Below are 15207 nucleotides of genomic sequence, written 5' to 3'. Positions count from 1 at the left end.
CGAATCCGGGCCTGCGGGGGACGCCAGACCGGGGGCGGCGGGGACGCCGGCATTGACGCCGCGGCGACGGCGTCCTGATACTCTCCGTCGGAGAGTCATTACAAATGCCCATCCCCGCCCCCCCGCCGCCGCACGATGCGAGCAACCTCCTCGGGTCGCTCCGCCCGCCCCGCGACGCCCGGGAGCTGGCGGTCTTGCGGCGGCAGGTCGCGGCGGTGCGGGCGGCAAGCCAGCGGGCCGGCGCCTTCCGCGGGTTTCGGGCGCTGACGGTCGGGGCGAGCGCCCTCGCCGCGGTCCTCACGGCGTGGGCGACCCCGCTGCCGTACGACTTCGTGGTCGGCGGCGTGCCGATTCGCTACGACCTGGAGGCGTGGGTCGTGGTGGCGGGGCTGTGTCTGGCCGCGGGCGGTGGGGAGATGCTCTGGCGGGCAAAGGGATCGCCCTACGGCCTGGCGATGTTGCGAACCGCGGCCGGGCAGTTCCTGCCGTGCGTGGCGGCGGGGGCGGCCGTCACGTTCGTCATCGACGTCTTCCGTCCTGATCTGCGGCCGAGCCTGCCGGGCCTGTGGGCGTTGCTGTTCGGCCTGGGGGTGTGCAGTTGCGCCCGCCTGTTACCGCGGGCTTTCTGGGCCGTGGGGCGTGGTATCTGGCGGCGGGCGCCTTCGGGCTGGCGGCACCGCGGGCGGGGGCGTCGGCGTGGTTCCTCGGCGCGACCTTCGGCATTGGGCAGGCCGTCACCGCGGGGTTGCTGTACGCCCTGGTGGAACGCCCCGAACGCCTCGCCGGCCGTCCCGAAGGCTGGGGCGACGCCGACGACCTGAACGATCCTTCCCTCTGAATCGCACGATGTCCCGCCCCGACCCCGAAAAGCTCTCCGAACAAGAGCGACCGGCCGCCCCGCCCTCCGGCCCCGGCCGGTTCGATTACGCCGGGCTGGATCGCGTGCTGCACGAACGGGCGCGGCTGGGCATCCTCACCTCGCTGCTCACCCACCCCGAGGGGCTGCTGTTCGGGGAGGTCCGCGACCTGTGCGGGCTGACCGACGGGAACCTGAATCGCCACCTGTCGGCGTTGGACGAGGCGGGGCTGATCGAACTCTGGAAACGCGGCGCCGGCCGCGGCTCGCGGACGCTGTGCAAACTGAGCCCGACCGGCCGCGAGCGGTTCCTCGCCTATCTCGCCGAGTTGGAACGGGTCCTCGCGGACGCGGCCCCCGCCGCGGAGGGCGCCGCCCGTCTGAAGTTCGCCGAGTAACGCACCCGAAGCCCGCCCCGCCCCCTTTTCCACGAAAAGCTCTGCGATGAAGACTGCGAACGACTTTCGCCTGTCCGTAAACTCTGCCGAACAGAGTTCCGGTCGATCGCTCCGGGTGGTCCGGGCCCGTGCGATGGGGTGGTGCTTCGGGGTGCGGGACGCGGTCGCCGCGACGCGGGGGGAGGCAAACCCTTCATCGGTCACGGTGCTGGGCGAACTGGTGCACAACGCGGACGTGACGGCCGAGTTGGCGGGGCGGGGCTTCCGCTCCCTGCCGGGGCCGGGAGACGCCGGGGCGGTCCGCACGGCGGCGGCGCTGGTGACCGCCCACGGGGCCAGCCGCGGCGACCTTGCCCGGTTGCGGGGGGCGGGGCTGCGGGTGATCGACGCGACCTGCCCGCTGGTCCGCCGGGTGCAGGAGGCCGCGGCGGCCTTCGCGGCAGAGGGGCGGTTCGTGGTCGTCGTCGGCGTGCCGGGGCACGCAGAGGTCGCCGGCGTCGTCGGCGATCTGCCGGAGGATCGCTTCGCCGTGGTCCGGGACGCGGCGTCTGTGCATCCCTGGCCGCATGATCGGATCGGCGTGGTCCAACAGAGCACGACCGACCCGGCGACCGCCGCCGCCGCCGTGGCGGCGGTGCGGGTGCTCAATCCGCAGGCGGACGTGGCGGTCGTGGACACCGTCTGCAAACCGACCCGCGATCGGCAGGCCGCGGTGCGGGAGTTGTGCGCGACCCTGAAGCGGGGGCCAGGGCCGGCGACCGTGGTGGTCGTCGGGGGGACGAATTCGCACAACACCGCCCGGCTGGCGGCGCTGTGCGAGGCGGAGGGCGTACGGGCACTCCGCGTCGCCGGGGCGGGGGAACTGGATCCGTCGGCGTTTGCCGGGGTTCGCGTCGTCGGCCTGACCGCCGGGACCAGCACGCTGGACGCCGCGATCGACGCCGTCGAGGCCCGGCTGCGGACGTTCAAGATCAGCCCCCCTTTTGTCCATGAACTCTCCAATACAGAGCAGACGGACTGGCGACGCTGGACGGCGGCGGAGTGGGCAGCCTGTTTTCAGGCGAACGGCGTGCGGCGGGACGATCCGGCGGGGCCGGGGGCGATCCCTTGGCCATGTCCGGCAGGGGAGCGGCGGCCGACGCTGTCGGCGGCGGAGCGGGCGGCGACGCTGGATTCGATCCGCATGTTCCAACTTGGCGAGAGCGGCACGGGGCGGTTTCTCCAGCGGTGCGCGGCGGCGTACGTGGCGGCGGGCGGCGATCCGGACTACCCGGCGGCGCTGCGGGAGTTTCTGGCGGAGGAGAACCGGCACGCGGCGGAGTTGGGTCGGTTCCTCGACGCGGAGGGCGTGCCGCGGCTGCAACGCGGGGAGAGCCGGGTGGCGGGGGCGTTCCGGGCGTCCCGGCGGCTGGTTCCGGCCTCCCGGCTCGGGCTGGAATGGGCGATCGTCGTGCTGCTGAGCGCCGAACGCGTGGCGATCGCCTACTACGCGGCGCTGCGGCAGGCGACGGAGTCGCCGGCGCTGCGGGCGCTCTGCCGCAACGTGCTGCGGGACGAGGTCCGGCACCTGCGGTTTCAGTCCGCCCAACTCGCAGCGCTGCGGGTCGGCCGGGGACGGGTCGGACGGGCGGCGACTGCCGCGGCGGAGGGGGCGGCCCTGTGGGGGGCGTGCGCGGCGGCGTACCTCGCCCATCGCCGCGTGTTCCGCCGGGCGGGGATGGGCTGGCGGGCCGTGCGGCGGCGGGCCCGCGCCTCCGTGTGATCGCCGAGAGGCTCTGGTTCTCAGAGCTTAGACGCTGCGGCGGAGGGCGACGGAGCAGATGTCGTCGGTCTGGGGGCCGCAGCCGGTCCAGGCGGCGACGTCGGCGGTGATCGCGTCAATGACCGCGGCGGCGCCGCCGGCGGTGCGGCCGTAGACGGCCGCCAGGCGTTCGCGGCCGTACAGGCCCTTGGCGCGGGCGTCGAGTTCCTTCCCCGCGTCGCGGCCGCCGGGGGCGCGGTCGCCGGCGCCTTCGCGGACGGCTTCGGTGATGCCGTCGGTGAAGATCAGCGCCCCCTCGCCGGGCCGCAGGGTGCGGCAGGCGGCCTCGAACCGCTGCTCGGCGTCGATGCCCAGCGGCATGCCCCCGCTGACCTCGCCCAGCGGCTCCACCGCGCCGGAGGCGGTGCGAATCAGCGGCGCCATGTGGCCGGCGTTTACGGCCCACAACGCGTGCGTTTTCGGGTCCAGCAGCAACATCACGCAGGTGATGAAGCGGTGTCCCATCGGCCCGCCGGTCAGTTCCCGGTTCAGCCGCCGCAGGGCGCTGGGCAGCAGGTCCTGGCTCTTTTTCTCTGCGGCGCCGAGCAACTGGGCGCGGGCGGCGGCGCTCATGCGGGCCATCAGCAGCGCCGCCGGCACGCCCTTGCCGGCCACGTCGCCCAGGGCGATCGCGAGGCGGCCGTCGGGCAGGGGGATGTAGTCGAAGTAGTCGCCGCCGACGCTCTGGGCGGATTCGTAGCGGTCGGCGAACTCGTAGCCGTCCAGCGGCGGGGCGCCCTGCGGGAGGAAGCCCTGCTGGATGTGGGCGGCCAGTTCGAGGTCGCGTTCGGCTTCGCGGCGTCGGGAGGCCTCGAGCGTCAGCCGGGCGTTCTCCGCGGCGAGGCCGATCGGCACGGAGACCGCCCGCAACAGGTCGAGGTCGTCCTCGGAGAACTGCCGGGTCGGGTCGGCGGTGTCCAGTTGGAGCACGCCGAAGGGCGTTTCGTCCCGGCCGTGCAGGGGGATGCAGACCACGCTGCGCAGTTGCAGATCGACCAGGCTGCTGGAGGCGTCGAACCGGCTGTCGCCGCCGACATCGACGCTGAGGATCGCCTCGCCGGCGCCCATCACCCGCTTCACGATCGTGCGGCTGATCCGCACCTCCCCGCCGCCGTCCTCGTCGTCGAGCGAACCTCCGCCCAACGCCGGGCGGGTGCGGGTGGCCCGGACGGTCGGTTCGTCGCCCGGCTGCTCGGCGAGCATCACGAACCCGCGGTCGGCCTGCGGGAAGGCCTTGAACAGCGAGGCCAGCGTGCGGTCCAGCACCCGGTCCAGCCCGTCGCTGCCGACGAGGTCCCGGGTGATGGAGAGCACCGCCCGGAGCTTCGCCTCCGGGTTGATGTCCAGCCGATACCCCCCGACGCGGGTGGCCGGCAGCGCCGCGAGCACGCCGGCGGCCTCGTCGGTGAACTTGTAGTCGTAGTGGGAATCGGTCTCGGACGACGTCAACCGTTTCGGCCCCGACGACCGGGCGGAGGCGGCCCCGCGGGCCTCGTCGAAAGCCGAGGGCAGCTTCTTGCGGGTGGCGTCGTCCTCGTCCGCTTCGTCCTCCGCCTCGCCGTTTCGCCCGGCCACGCTGCGGCGTTCGGATTGGCGGCGCTCGGCCTCGCTGTCGTAGCGGTCGGTGGGGGAGTTGAAGCTGTCGGAGGGCTCGTCGTCGCCGCTCTCGAGCGTCGCCCCGTCCAGGCGGCTGTCGTCGTCGGCCGGGGGGGTCTCGGCGGAGGCGTCGGCGGGCGGGTCGTCGGTGACCATCGCCGGGTCGTCGGCGCCCTGGGCCGTCTCGAAGCCAGATTGGGAGTCGAGCACGGAATCGCCGGAGCCGGGCTCGTCGTCCGTGTGTGGCGGGGGCGTGGTGGCGACGAACCGCAGGGTCACGTCGCAGATGACGATCTCGTCCCGGTCCCGCAGCTTCACGCGGCCCCGGACCGGTTCGCCCCGCAGCAGCGTCGCGTTCCGGCTGCCGAGGTCCTCCAGGTAGAACCCGCCGCCCTCCGCGGCGTTCCCGCGGGTGATGCGGGCGTGCCGGCGGCTGACGGTGGGGATGTCCAGCGTCACCTCGCAGTCCGGGTAACGGCCGATGGTGAGGTTCTCGTAGCCGTCCGGGCCGCTGAGGGCGACGTAGCGCACCAGCGCGGAGCGGTCGCCGTCGGGTTTTGAGCCGCCGCGGGGGTTTCGCTCGCGGACGGCGGAGCCGGTGACGGCGGCGGGCTCCTTCCCGGTCGGCTCGATGCGGAGGTGCGGCACCGGGGGCGGGCCCGAACGGACTCTGTGGACGGCGGCGGACGGTGCGGCAGCGAACGCCGCCGGAAGGTCAGCGTACCGGCTTCCCGCGGCCGTCGCATCTTCCGACGCGTCCCCCCGCGGTGCGGACGTTCGGTCTCCGCAGTCGGGCCCCGTTCGGTCCGTTCCGCCCGGCTCGCCGAGCGCCATCGACGGCTCGGAGAACCCACCCGAAGCGTCACCGAGGGGACGGCCGCGGAGCGGACGCGGGCTCCGCCCGCGTCCCTCGCTGACGCTTCGGGTTAGTTTGGAAGCGGGTTTGCGGCCGGCGGTTCGCCCGTGCCCACCGCGGCGCCGCGCCGGCCGGCGACGACGTCGGCCGACAGCGCCCGGATCTGCCGGACCATCGTGGTGTGACGGAAGGGGTCCGTGAACCGCCGCCGGCCCTCGGCGCCCAGCCGCTCCCGCAGGGCCGGGTCGGCGGCGAGGGCGGCCAGCGCCTCGGCGAGGGCGGGCACGTCCCTGGGCGGGATGAGGAACCCGGTTTCGCCCGTGAGGCACACCTCCTTCGCCCCGTCGGCGTCGAAGGCGACGACCGGCTTGCCGGCGATCAGACCCTGCGGCAACACCCGCGGCAGGCCCTCCCGCAGCGAGGCGTGCACCACCAGATCGCTGGCGTGCAGCAGTTCGGGGATCCGGTCGGTCGGCACCAGTCCGGTGAAGACGAAGCGGTCGGTCAGCCCCGCGGCGGCGATGCGGCGTTCCAGGCCCTCCCGCAGCGGGCCGTCGCCGATCAGCAGATACCGCAGGTGCGGCGCCCGGTCCTTCAGCAGGGCGGCGGCGTCGACGAGGAACCGCTGGCCCTTCAGGTCGCTCAGCCGGGCGACCTTCGCGGCGACGACGTCCGTGGGAGCGAAGCCCAGTTCCCCCCGCACCGTCTCCCGCGGCCGGGGCGGGTGGAGGAACGGTTCGACGTGCATTCCGCTGCGGATCGTGGTGAACCGCTCCCGCGGAGCGATTCCGGCGGCCACGTATTGGTCCGTCATCGCGTCGGCGACGCTGATGAAGTGGGCGGTTTTCGGCCCCGCCCAACGCTCCGCGGCCCGGAAGGCGGCCCGGCTGACGGGGTTCTGGAACCGGTGGAAGCTCGGCCCGTGGACGGTGTGAATCGCGGGCACGCCGGCCTTTTCGGCCCCGGCTCTGCCCAGCACGCCCGCCTTGCCGGAGTGCGTGTGCACCAGGTCCGGCCGGAGTTCGCCGACCAGACCGGCGAAGCGCCGCATCGCGGCGGCGTCGGCCCACGGCCGCAGGTTCCGCACCAGCCCGGGCAGTTCGATCACCTCGAAGCCGGCGGCCTCGGCCCGCTCCATCAGCGAGCCCTCGCGACCCAGGCCCGGGCCGGTCACCAGCGTGACGCGATCGCCCGCGGCGTGCTGGCCCTCGCAGGTCAGCAGGGTGTTCTCCTGCGCCCCGCCGAGGATCAGCCGGGTGATGAAGTGAAGCACGTGCATGGGGAGACACTACCTTTAACGCCGAGGCCCCGCGGGGCCTCGGCGTTATGAAACGCTACGCCGCTTTCGCCAGCAACCCGCGGCCGGAGCGGGTGACCCGGTACCGCACGCCGGCGGCGACGTTGGAGAGGTCCACGTCCAGCGCCCCGGCGGCCAGCAGCAACCCGTGCAAATCGGCGGCGTCGCCGTCGTCGTCCCAGTCGTCGCGGTCCCGGTCGTCGGCGTCGGCGACCGTGTGCGGGGCCAGCCGCGGCACGGCGATCGGCGTCCGGGCGGGGGAGGGCGAGGGAGCGGCGACCTCTTCTCCCTCCTCGTCCAGTTCCAGCTCGTCCGCGTCCGCCTCGTCGGCGGCGGAGTCGTCTTCGCTGTCGGACGCTTCGCCGGCGGCGGCGGCCTGGGCGGCGCGTTCTTTGGCGGCCTGCTTCACGGCGGCGTCGTACGCCGCCAGCAGGGCCAGGGCCGGGGGGGACAGGGCGAAGTCATCGGCGAGCAGGTCCATGCCCTCCGGTTCGGACCGCCGCCGAGCCGTCGCCCAGCGGCCGGCCGTGCGCCCGCGCGGCCGGCGCGAATCGCCTCGAAAATCAGATGTTCACTGCCCCCCCGATTCAAGATCGGCGGCGCCCGGCGCCGCGCCGGTCGTGCGGGAACGAAGGATTGAGCCGGGAAATCCGCGGACGCCGCCCGGGGCGGGGTGAAGGCGGGCGGCCGAATCGTCCGATGCCACCGCTACGACCCGAACCCCGGGCCGCCCCCGCATCCCGGGGACGCTCCCCGCCGGCAGTTTGCCGGCGTCGGGGGCCGTTTCCCGCCGCCGCTGAGTCCCGAACGGACGCCCCACACCGATGTCGCTTCCGACCTCGCGGACCGCCCGCGCCCTCGCCGCCTCCGCCGCCCTGTGCGGCGGCGCCGTCGCCTCCCTCGGGCTGACCGGCTGTCAGGCCAGCATGGCCGGCCAGACGCTGCCCAGCCCGTATTATCTGCGGGACGACGTGCAGTTCTTCCCCGCCGGGCCGGAGTTCCAGTTCCCGAACCAGGTTCGGGCGATTGAGGAATACCAGCTCGAAGGCATCGGCGGCGGTGCCGACGGCGTCGCCGACCCGATCGGCCCGGTCAACTGAGCCTGCGGCTCGGACGCTCCAACTCTCAAGACAACAAGAACCAACCGAGTCGGCTGCGGCCGCTCGGGATTGGTTCTTGCTGGCTTGTTCATTGGAACGTCCCTTCCGCAGCCGCGTCAGTCCCGATCGGACGCCCCACGTCGATGCGTCTCCCGACCTCCCGGACGGCCTGCGCCCTCGTCGCCGTCGCCCTGTATGGCGGCGCCGCCGGTTCGTTCGGCCTGACCGGCTGTCGGACCACGACGACCGTGGAAACGCTGCCCGACGCGTATTACGCGGAAGAGGGCGTACAGTTCTTCCCCGCCGGGCCCGAGTTCCAGTTCCCGAAGCAGATGCGGGCAATTGAGGGATACCAGTTCGACGGCGTCGCCGACCCGATCGGCCCGGTGAACTGAGCCGCGGCCGGCGAGCGGGGGGCGTCAGCCCCCCATGTGTTCGCCCGCGTCCGCTGACGCGGGGGGCGGACCCCCATCGCTCGGCTCCGAGCTCCCGCGGCGAAGTCGCGTCGCGACCGCGGTGTCCAGGAACATCTGGCTGGCGTGGAAGAGCAGCATCGGGAAGACCGCCAGCGGCACGCCGCGGCCGGGGCCGAGCAGGTTCGGGTCGCCGAACATCGCGGGGCTGACCGCGATCAGCAGGCCGATCGGCAGCGTCTTCTGGCTGCCGGCGAAGGCGCATGCGATCTGTTCCCCCCGGCCGAAGCCCAGCAGGCCGGCGCCGAGGAACGCCACGCCCATCGCCACGCTGTGGACGAACACGCAGCAGGCCCCGACCCAGGCGACGCCCCCCGCCAGCCGCAGGCCGCCGTCGCCCTCGGTCACGCCCAGTTCGTCCAGCGTGCGGCCGGCCTTCGCCGCCCCGGTAAACACGATTCCCAGCACCAGAAACAGGGCGAGGTTCCCCCAGGTCGTCCGCCGCCCGGCGGCCAGACGGCTGACTGCGGGGATCGCCCGCACCGCCTGTCCCACGGCCATCGGCAGGGCGGCGGTGAGCAGCAGGCGAACCATCAGGTCCGGCACGTCGAACTCGACGCTCCGGCCGGTCGTCAGGGCCAGCGTCGCCGGGATCGTCAGGAAGCACAGCCCGTTCGTCAGCAGGGTGACGAGCAGGCTGACCGCGTCGTTCCCGCCGGCCTGCCGCGTCCAGACGCTCGCCCCGGCCATCGTGCAGGCGCTGGCGGCGGCGATCATCAGGCCGAGGCGGAAGTCGATCAGCCCCTGCGTGTAGCTCAGCGGCCAGGCGAGCAGCGGGACCAGCGCCACGTTGCACGCCGACGCCCACAGCACCGGGCCGGGCTTGGACAGCGCCGCCCACAGCTTGCCGCTGTTCAGGCTGAAGGCCATCAGGAACAGCACCGCCGCGGTCAGCAGCCGGGCGTCGAACCAATCGCCCGGCGGCCCCCACGCCGGCGGCGTGCTGCCGGGGTTCCAGCCGATCGCCAGCCCGCCGGGGATCACCACCGCGAGGGCGAACAGGAACCAGTGCGTCTGAAACGCCGCGACGAACCGCTCCCGCCGCGAGCGGGGGGCGTCCGGCCTCTGCAGGGTCGTTTCGCTCATCTGGCGGCGTTGTCGCCGCAGAGCGGGGAGACCGCAAGGAAGCCGGTTCGATCAGTCGCAACTCCGCCGCTCCCGCTTCTAGACTCCGGGGCATGAACGCCCGAGACGCCAAGCGAGTCGACTCGCTTTACCGCAACCTCAAACAACTCCCCATGATGACCGTCCTGGGGGTGCTCGTCCCGGTTCTGATCCTGATCCTGCCGCCGGTCGGCCTGGCGTACTGGTGGCTCCGGCGACGGCTGCTCGCAAACGTTGACGCCGGTCGAATCGTCGTCGAACCGCACGATCGGAAGGGGTCCAAACGCGGTCGGCCGTCGACCGCGAAGCAACTGGAATACATCCGACACGACGGCGCCCGCCAACTGATCTTCGTCGCCGTCGCCTGCGCCGCGGTCGGTTCACTCCTCCTCGGGCTGATCGCCTACGTCGCCTTCGACCTCTGACGTGCCTTCGGCCTGGGCGCCCTCGGCGGCGGATGCGTCCGGGGGAGCGGGCGGCGGGGCGGTCCAGCGGGCGATCCAGACCTTCAGCCGCGGGCCGTCGGGGCCGCCGACGTATTGCCGGGCGAGGCCGGCGGCGGTCGCGGGGTCGCCGCCGGTCGCCACGAGCTCCGCCAACCGGCCGGCCGCGGTCGCCTTGCGGGGGTTGGCGGGGCCGAACACGAGGTTCCCCAGCAGCTCGGACGCCGCCTGCTTGCGGCCGCGGTCGAGCTGCGTTTCGGCGAGGAACAGCGCTGCCTCCGGGATCGCGGCGCCGTGCACGGCCTGCACCTCCGGCGGCAGCGGACGGTCCAGCGGCCACGGGGCGACGCCGTTCGCGGCGGCGGCCCGCAGAATTGCGTTCACCTCCCGTTCGTCACGGGACAGGCCGATCGCCTCGCCGGCGGCGTCGGCACTGCGACGGTCCTTCGCCAGTTCTCCCTGAACGTCCCGATCGCTGACCGGCGGCAGCGGCCGCGGGCTGAACAGCGACCCGATCTGCTCCGCCGACAGCAACCCCTCCAACAAACCACCCGCCTCCCGCGCCCCGTTCGAGCCGCCGGCCAGTTGGGCGTGCCGGGCGGTCCACAGTTCGTCGCCGGGGGCGGTGATCGGCGTCGCCCGCTCCCGGTCGTATTCGAAGTCGCCCTCTTCGGTGATCGTCACGGCGCCCGGCGCCTGCAACCCGACCCGCATCGGGGCGTTGAACGTCGGCGGGATCGGGGCGTCGGTCGCCGCGGCGGCCCGCTCCGCCGGGACCGGCCACAGCGTGATCGCCTCCCGCTCGAACCCCGCCGACGCCGCCCGGCTCACGAGCCCCGGCTGGCCGACGCGGTCGTGCAGCGGATCGAACGTCCGCGGCGTGCGGCCGCCGGGGCCCTCGACCGTCGGCAGGACGATCAGCCCGCTCGCCATCCGCCACCACTCGTTTTCGCCGATCAGCTGCGGAGCGAGGTCGCCGATCGCGGCCCCGTCGTCCTCCAGAAACGGCGGCGCCGGCAGTTCGGCGGCCTGATAGAAGTCCCGCAGGGCCGTGCGGGCGGCGTCGTTTTCCCGCAGTTCGCTCAGCCGGACGGGGCGGTCCGGGGCGTTCGGGCTCGGGACGGGCAGCCCGGTCCGCAGATCGAACAGGGCGATCTCCGCGGCCCCGTCCCCCGGCAGCAGCACGCCGACCCAGGCGGTCGGCTCGTCCGGGTCGCCGGTTCCCCAAGGGGTTAGCAGCAGGCTGTCCAAGCCGGCCTGCCGGAGCAGATCGGCGAACAACCAGGCGCGGTCGGCCCAGTCGCCCTCGCCCCGCAGCCGGGCGTGATAGGTGCTGCCCGCCGGCCGTTCGCCGTTCACCAAAGACGCGCCGAGGGGGAACAGCCGGTCGGCGACGTGGCGGTTCAGGGCGAGGGCGACGGCCTCCGGGGCGGCGTCCCGGCCGATCGCGGCGCTGACGGCGGCGGCGTCCATCAGGCGGGTCCGCAGGAAGCGGGCGTCCGCGGCGTCGGCCCGGCGGTTGGTCACGGCGTCCACGCCCTCCTCGCCCAGCAGCCGGACGAGCAGCGCCTCGGCGGCGGCGGTTTCGCTCTCGGCGGCGGCCAGCGGCAGCGGGCCGGGCGGCACGCCGGTGCAGGCTTCCTGCTGCAGATAGAGCGTCAGAAACTGGGCGGCCCGGTCGGCGTCGCTGGTGCGGCCCAGCTTCCCGGGGGCGAGCATCCCCGTGGCATTCTCCAGCCAGCGGGCGCACTGCCCGTCCTCCGCGACCGCCGCCGACCCCGCCCCGCCGCCGGCACCCTCGTTAACGGTGATCACTTCCGGTTCCTGATCCCGGCCGCACCCGCCCAACGTGAACGCCCCCAGCCCCACGCACGCAACGAGCACCGCGACCGACAGCGGGCGGGAGAACGCGGATCGATTCACGAGAACCTTCGGGAGAAAGCGACGGGGAAGCGGGGCGGGGTCGGGCCGGGCGGGGTTCAGTCGAGGCTCAGCACGACCTCGCGCAGCCGGACGAGACTGCGGAGCAGGGCGGGGACGTTTTTGAAGTCCACCTGGTTCGGGCCGTCGCTCTGGGCGCGGTCGGGGTCGGGGTGGCATTCGAGGAACACCGCGTCGGCCCCGGCGGCGACGGCGGCCCGGGCCAGCGGGGGCACGGCGGCCCGGTTCCCGCCGGTCGTCGCCCCGCCCGGCCGCTGCACGCTGTGGGTGGCGTCGAACACCACCGGCACGCCGAACCCGGCCATGACCGCCAGCCCCGTGAAATCGTTGACGAGCCGCCCGTAGCCGAACGTGCTGCCGCGCTCGGTCAGCAGCACGTCCGCACAGCCGGCGCCGCGGAGTTTCTCGACGGCGTGGCGGGTGTCCTCCGGGGCGACGAACTGCGGCTTCTTCACGTTCACCGCCCCGCCGTGCGCCACCACTGCCGCGGCGGCGGCTTCCAGCAGGTCCGTCTGCCGGGCCAGAAACGCGGGGATCTGGAGTACGTCGCAGACCTGGGCGACGGCGTCGCACTGATCCGGCAGGTGCACGTCGGTGGTCAGCGGCAGGCCCGTTTCGGCCCCGGCCTTCTCCAGAATCCGCAGACCTTCCTGCAAACCGGGGCCGCGGAAGCTGCTCGCGCTGGTGCGGTTCGCTTTATCGAAGCTGCATTTGAACACCGCGGGCACGCCGAGGTCCCCGGCGATCTTCGCCACGGTCTCGGCGGCCCGCAGCGTGAACGCTTCGCTCTCGATCACGCAGGGGCCGAGGATGAAGCACAGCGGCTCCCCCGGCCCGCAGGGGGACAGCCCGTCCGCCCCGGGCACCCGTCCCAACGAAACCCGGCCGGGCGAAACAGACGGTGCGGACACGGCGGCGGGCACGGGGCGAAGGGGGCGGGGCGACGGGCGGGACGATATCGCCATCGCGGCGCCGTTCCTACGCGGCGCCCGCCCGGGCCGTTGGCCCGCCCGCCCGCGTTTTCCGTCGGCCGGCCCGCGTTTTCCGTTCGACCGGGCGATCCGGCGTCGCGGCCCGGCCGGTCGCCGCGGCACTCGCAGAGGTCATCGTTTGGTCCGCGGGGAGACGTATCGTAGAATGACTTCTGCTTGTCCCCCCGGAGCCCCGGTGCCCGTCTCCGCCGATCTCGATCCTGCCGGCGTCGGCTCACCCCCCCCCGGCGCCGCCGACGCCGTTCCCGCCGCGATCGACCCCGCCGCGATTCTCGCCCGGCTGCCGCAGGCGGTGGCGGTGGTGGACTCGAACTGTGCGGTGGTGTGGGAAAACGGCCGCCTGGCCGAGGTGCTGAACCTCGACGCCGCCGACTTCGCCCCCCTCGGCCGGGACTTTTACGATCTGTGCGGGGCGACGCATCGTGAAGCGGACCTGCTCCGCTCCGGCGGCTGCCCGATCGCCGGCGTGCTGGCCGGCCGTGCGCGTCCCTGCGGGGTGGGCGAATCGGCGGAGAACGTGCTGGAGGTCAACGATCGCTTCCTCGCCCTCACCGCGACCCCGCTGACCGCCCGGGCCGCGGTCGGCGGGGCGAACGGGGCGACCGCCGACGCCGTCGCCGTGAACGCGGACGGCTGTCCGGCCGCGGGACAGGCGGTCGTGCTGGTGCGGGACGTCACCTCGGAAGTGCGCCAACGGCAGAAGCTGGACGCCATCCGCCGGGCCGGCGAGGAACTGGGCGACCTCATGCCGGAGGAACTGCCCGACATGACCGCCGAGGACCGCGTCGAACTGCTCCGCGGCAAGGTGTTGCAGTTCACCCGCGATCTGATGGAGTTCGACACCGTCGAAATCCGCCTGCTGGACGACCTGACCGGGGAGCTGCGGTCGCTGCTCAGTTCCGGCATGGGGGAGGGCGTCGCCGAGTTGCCGCTGCGGGCCGCCCCGGAGTTCAACGGCGCCACCGGGCTGGTCGCCGCCACCGGCAAGCCGTACCTCTGCCAGGACACCGCCTGCGACCCGCACTATCTGCCCGGCGCCCCAGGCGCCCGCAGCGCGTTGACGGTCCCGCTGGTGCTGGGCGAACAGATCCTGGGCACGTTCAACGTCGAAAGCCGCGAGCCGGCCGCGTTCACGGAGGACGACGTCCGCTTCGCCGAATTGTTCGCCCGGGAGATCGCCGCGGCGCTGCACACGCTGGAGTTATTGGTCGCGGAAAAATACAGCACCGCCCGGGAGAGCACGGAGCGCACGCTGCGGGAGGTCGCCGGTCCGCTGGACGAAATCCTCCGGGACTCCGCCTGGCTGCTGGAGAAATATATCGGCCACGGACGGGAGATGTCCGACCGGCTCAAACGCGTGCTGACCCGCAGCCGGGAGATTAAATCGCTGATCCACCGGGTGGGCGAGGAGTTGCGGCCCGAGCCGACCCGCTCCCCGCTGCCGGACGGCCCGGTGCGGCCGACGCTCAAGGGAGCCCGGGTGCTGGTGGCGGACGCAGACGCCCGCGTCCGCAGCGCCGCCCACGCCCTGCTGGGCCGGGCCGGCTGCGAGGTGGAGACCGCCCACAACGTCGGCGAGGCGCTGATGATGGCCCGCAGCTTCCCCTACGACGCCGCCCTGGTGGACGTCCGCCTGCCCCCCGGCAACGAGGACGACGGCGACGAACCGGCCCCGCCCGCACAGGTCGCCGACAAGGCCGCCGACGCCGCACAGGCCGCCGATAGGGCCGCCGACGGCCCCCCCGCCGAGGACGCGCTGCCCGCGGAGGTGCCCGCCGGCGGCTACGATTGTTTCCGCGCCCTCCGCGAGCACGCTCCCGGGCTGCCGGTCATCTTTATGACCGGCTTCGGCTACGACCCGGGCCACAGCATCGTCCGCGCCCGCCGCGAGGGCCTGCACGGCGTGCTCTATAAACCCTTCCGGCCGGACCAGTTGATGAGCGAACTGGAAACCGCCGTCGCCTGACGCTTCAAACCGCTTCGGATTCGAGATGCCCGACGTCCCCCCCGCCTCCGCCGCCGATCAGGTCGTGCTGCACTTCGAGGTGCACATTAAACCGGACAAGCGGGAGGAGTTCCGCGGCCATATCGAGGCGATGACGACCTCGTCCAAGACGGAGCCGGGCTGCCTGTTCTATCGGTATCACGTCGCGGACGACGACCCGGCTCATTTCATTCTCTGGGAGGTCTGGGCCGACCGCGGGGCGCTGATCGCGCACCTGAAGCATTTGGCGACGCTGTTCGGCCCCCCGGCCCCCGGCTCGAACCCGCCGATCCCGAAGACGCTGATGGACTGCTTCGCGGAACTGCGGGTGCATGAATTAACGGCGGTTTGAAGACTCCGGCGGCC

At 73.4% G+C, this 15207-nt stretch carries 14 protein-coding genes; 8 read left to right on the top strand and 6 right to left on the bottom strand.

The features are described 5' to 3' along the window. Positions 1-104: 104 nt before the first annotated feature. From CA12_RS07610 to ispH, 3 genes are all read left to right on the top strand, one after another. Positions 105-821: a hypothetical protein gene (locus CA12_RS07610; protein WP_145358295.1), complete on the top strand. Its 717-nt coding sequence runs from the start codon at positions 105-107 to the stop codon at positions 819-821. Positions 822-846: 25 nt separating this feature from the next. Then, a complete protein-coding gene (locus tag CA12_RS07605) occupies positions 847-1254 on the top strand; it encodes a transcriptional regulator (RefSeq protein ID WP_145358293.1) in 408 nt (135 codons plus the stop codon). Between the two features lie 115 nt (positions 1255-1369). Next, the gene (ispH, locus tag CA12_RS07600; RefSeq protein ID WP_165700614.1) at positions 1370-3016 is read left to right on the top strand and encodes a 4-hydroxy-3-methylbut-2-enyl diphosphate reductase; all 1647 of its coding nucleotides are present in this window, start codon (positions 1370-1372) and stop codon (positions 3014-3016) included. A 27-nt stretch (positions 3017-3043) separates the two neighbouring features. On the opposite strand, the gene CA12_RS07595 is transcribed toward ispH, so the two are convergent. The 3 genes from CA12_RS07595 to CA12_RS07585 form a co-directional block, all read right to left on the bottom strand. Beyond that, positions 3044-5299 carry a SpoIIE family protein phosphatase gene (locus CA12_RS07595; RefSeq protein ID WP_165700613.1) on the bottom strand — a complete coding sequence of 752 codons (2256 nt, stop codon included), beginning with the start codon at positions 5297-5299 and terminating at the stop codon, positions 3044-3046. Positions 5300-5577: 278 nt separating this feature from the next. Next, the gene (locus CA12_RS07590) at positions 5578-6786 is read right to left on the bottom strand and encodes a glycosyltransferase family 4 protein (protein WP_145358287.1); all 1209 of its coding nucleotides are present in this window, start codon (positions 6784-6786) and stop codon (positions 5578-5580) included. Between the two features lie 55 nt (positions 6787-6841). Beyond that, entirely contained in the window at positions 6842-7285 is a 444-nt protein-coding gene (locus tag CA12_RS07585; RefSeq protein WP_145358285.1) for a hypothetical protein, read from the bottom strand. Positions 7286-7628: 343 nt separating this feature from the next. Here CA12_RS07585 and CA12_RS07580 point away from each other — a divergent pair, with 343 nt between their 5' ends. Together CA12_RS07580 and CA12_RS07575 are read left to right on the top strand one after the other, a co-directional pair. Beyond that, positions 7629-7904, top strand: coding sequence for a hypothetical protein (locus tag CA12_RS07580; RefSeq protein WP_145358283.1), 276 nt, complete (start codon positions 7629-7631; stop codon positions 7902-7904). 143 nt (positions 7905-8047) lie between these two features. Further along, positions 8048-8299, top strand: a complete 252-nt coding sequence (locus CA12_RS07575) for a hypothetical protein (protein ID WP_145358281.1) — start codon at positions 8048-8050, stop codon at positions 8297-8299. A gap of 24 nt (positions 8300-8323) precedes the next feature. Here CA12_RS07575 and CA12_RS07570 read toward each other — a convergent pair whose 3' ends face one another. Next, positions 8324-9463, bottom strand: coding sequence for a bile acid:sodium symporter family protein (locus CA12_RS07570; RefSeq protein ID WP_145358280.1), 1140 nt, complete (start codon positions 9461-9463; stop codon positions 8324-8326). A 92-nt stretch (positions 9464-9555) separates the two neighbouring features. Here CA12_RS07570 and CA12_RS07565 point away from each other — a divergent pair, with 92 nt between their 5' ends. Then, positions 9556-9906, top strand: a complete 351-nt coding sequence (locus tag CA12_RS07565; protein WP_145358278.1) for a hypothetical protein — start codon at positions 9556-9558, stop codon at positions 9904-9906. On the opposite strand, the gene CA12_RS07560 is transcribed toward CA12_RS07565, so the two are convergent. Beyond that, positions 9862-11847: a hypothetical protein gene (locus tag CA12_RS07560; protein WP_145358276.1), complete on the bottom strand. Its 1986-nt coding sequence runs from the start codon at positions 11845-11847 to the stop codon at positions 9862-9864. The genes CA12_RS07565 and CA12_RS07560 overlap by 45 nt on opposite strands. Positions 11848-11903: 56 nt before the next feature. Then, a complete protein-coding gene (kdsA, locus tag CA12_RS07555; RefSeq protein ID WP_242688153.1) occupies positions 11904-12776 on the bottom strand; it encodes a 3-deoxy-8-phosphooctulonate synthase in 873 nt (290 codons plus the stop codon). Between the two features lie 256 nt (positions 12777-13032). Here kdsA and CA12_RS07550 point away from each other — a divergent pair, with 256 nt between their 5' ends. After that, positions 13033-14823, top strand: a complete 1791-nt coding sequence (locus tag CA12_RS07550; RefSeq protein WP_145358273.1) for a response regulator — start codon at positions 13033-13035, stop codon at positions 14821-14823. A 25-nt stretch (positions 14824-14848) separates the two neighbouring features. Next, positions 14849-15193: a putative quinol monooxygenase gene (locus CA12_RS07545; RefSeq protein WP_145358271.1), complete on the top strand. Its 345-nt coding sequence runs from the start codon at positions 14849-14851 to the stop codon at positions 15191-15193. Positions 15194-15207 lie beyond the last annotated feature (14 nt).

The sequence above is a fragment of the Alienimonas californiensis genome, assembly GCF_007743815.1.
In the GTDB taxonomy this organism is placed as follows: Bacteria; Planctomycetota; Planctomycetia; order Planctomycetales; family Planctomycetaceae; genus Alienimonas; species Alienimonas californiensis.
The sequence above is the reverse complement of the archived record's forward strand: the minus strand, read 5'-3'. Positions and strand labels throughout refer to the sequence as shown.

Coding starts and splice junctions, on each gene's coding strand:
- CA12_RS07570 (WP_145358280.1), bottom strand. CDS start 9,463: ATGAGCGAAACGACCCTGCAGAGGCCGGACGCCCCCCGCTCGCGGCGG.
- CA12_RS07565 (WP_145358278.1), top strand. CDS start 9,556: ATGAACGCCCGAGACGCCAAGCGAGTCGACTCGCTTTACCGCAACCTC.
- CA12_RS07545 (WP_145358271.1), top strand. CDS start 14,849: ATGCCCGACGTCCCCCCCGCCTCCGCCGCCGATCAGGTCGTGCTGCAC.
- CA12_RS07610 (WP_145358295.1), top strand. CDS start 105: ATGCCCATCCCCGCCCCCCCGCCGCCGCACGATGCGAGCAACCTCCTC.
- CA12_RS07575 (WP_145358281.1), top strand. CDS start 8,048: ATGCGTCTCCCGACCTCCCGGACGGCCTGCGCCCTCGTCGCCGTCGCC.
- CA12_RS07590 (WP_145358287.1), bottom strand. CDS start 6,786: ATGCACGTGCTTCACTTCATCACCCGGCTGATCCTCGGCGGGGCGCAG.
- CA12_RS07605 (WP_145358293.1), top strand. CDS start 847: ATGTCCCGCCCCGACCCCGAAAAGCTCTCCGAACAAGAGCGACCGGCC.
- CA12_RS07585 (WP_145358285.1), bottom strand. CDS start 7,285: ATGGACCTGCTCGCCGATGACTTCGCCCTGTCCCCCCCGGCCCTGGCC.
- CA12_RS07580 (WP_145358283.1), top strand. CDS start 7,629: ATGTCGCTTCCGACCTCGCGGACCGCCCGCGCCCTCGCCGCCTCCGCC.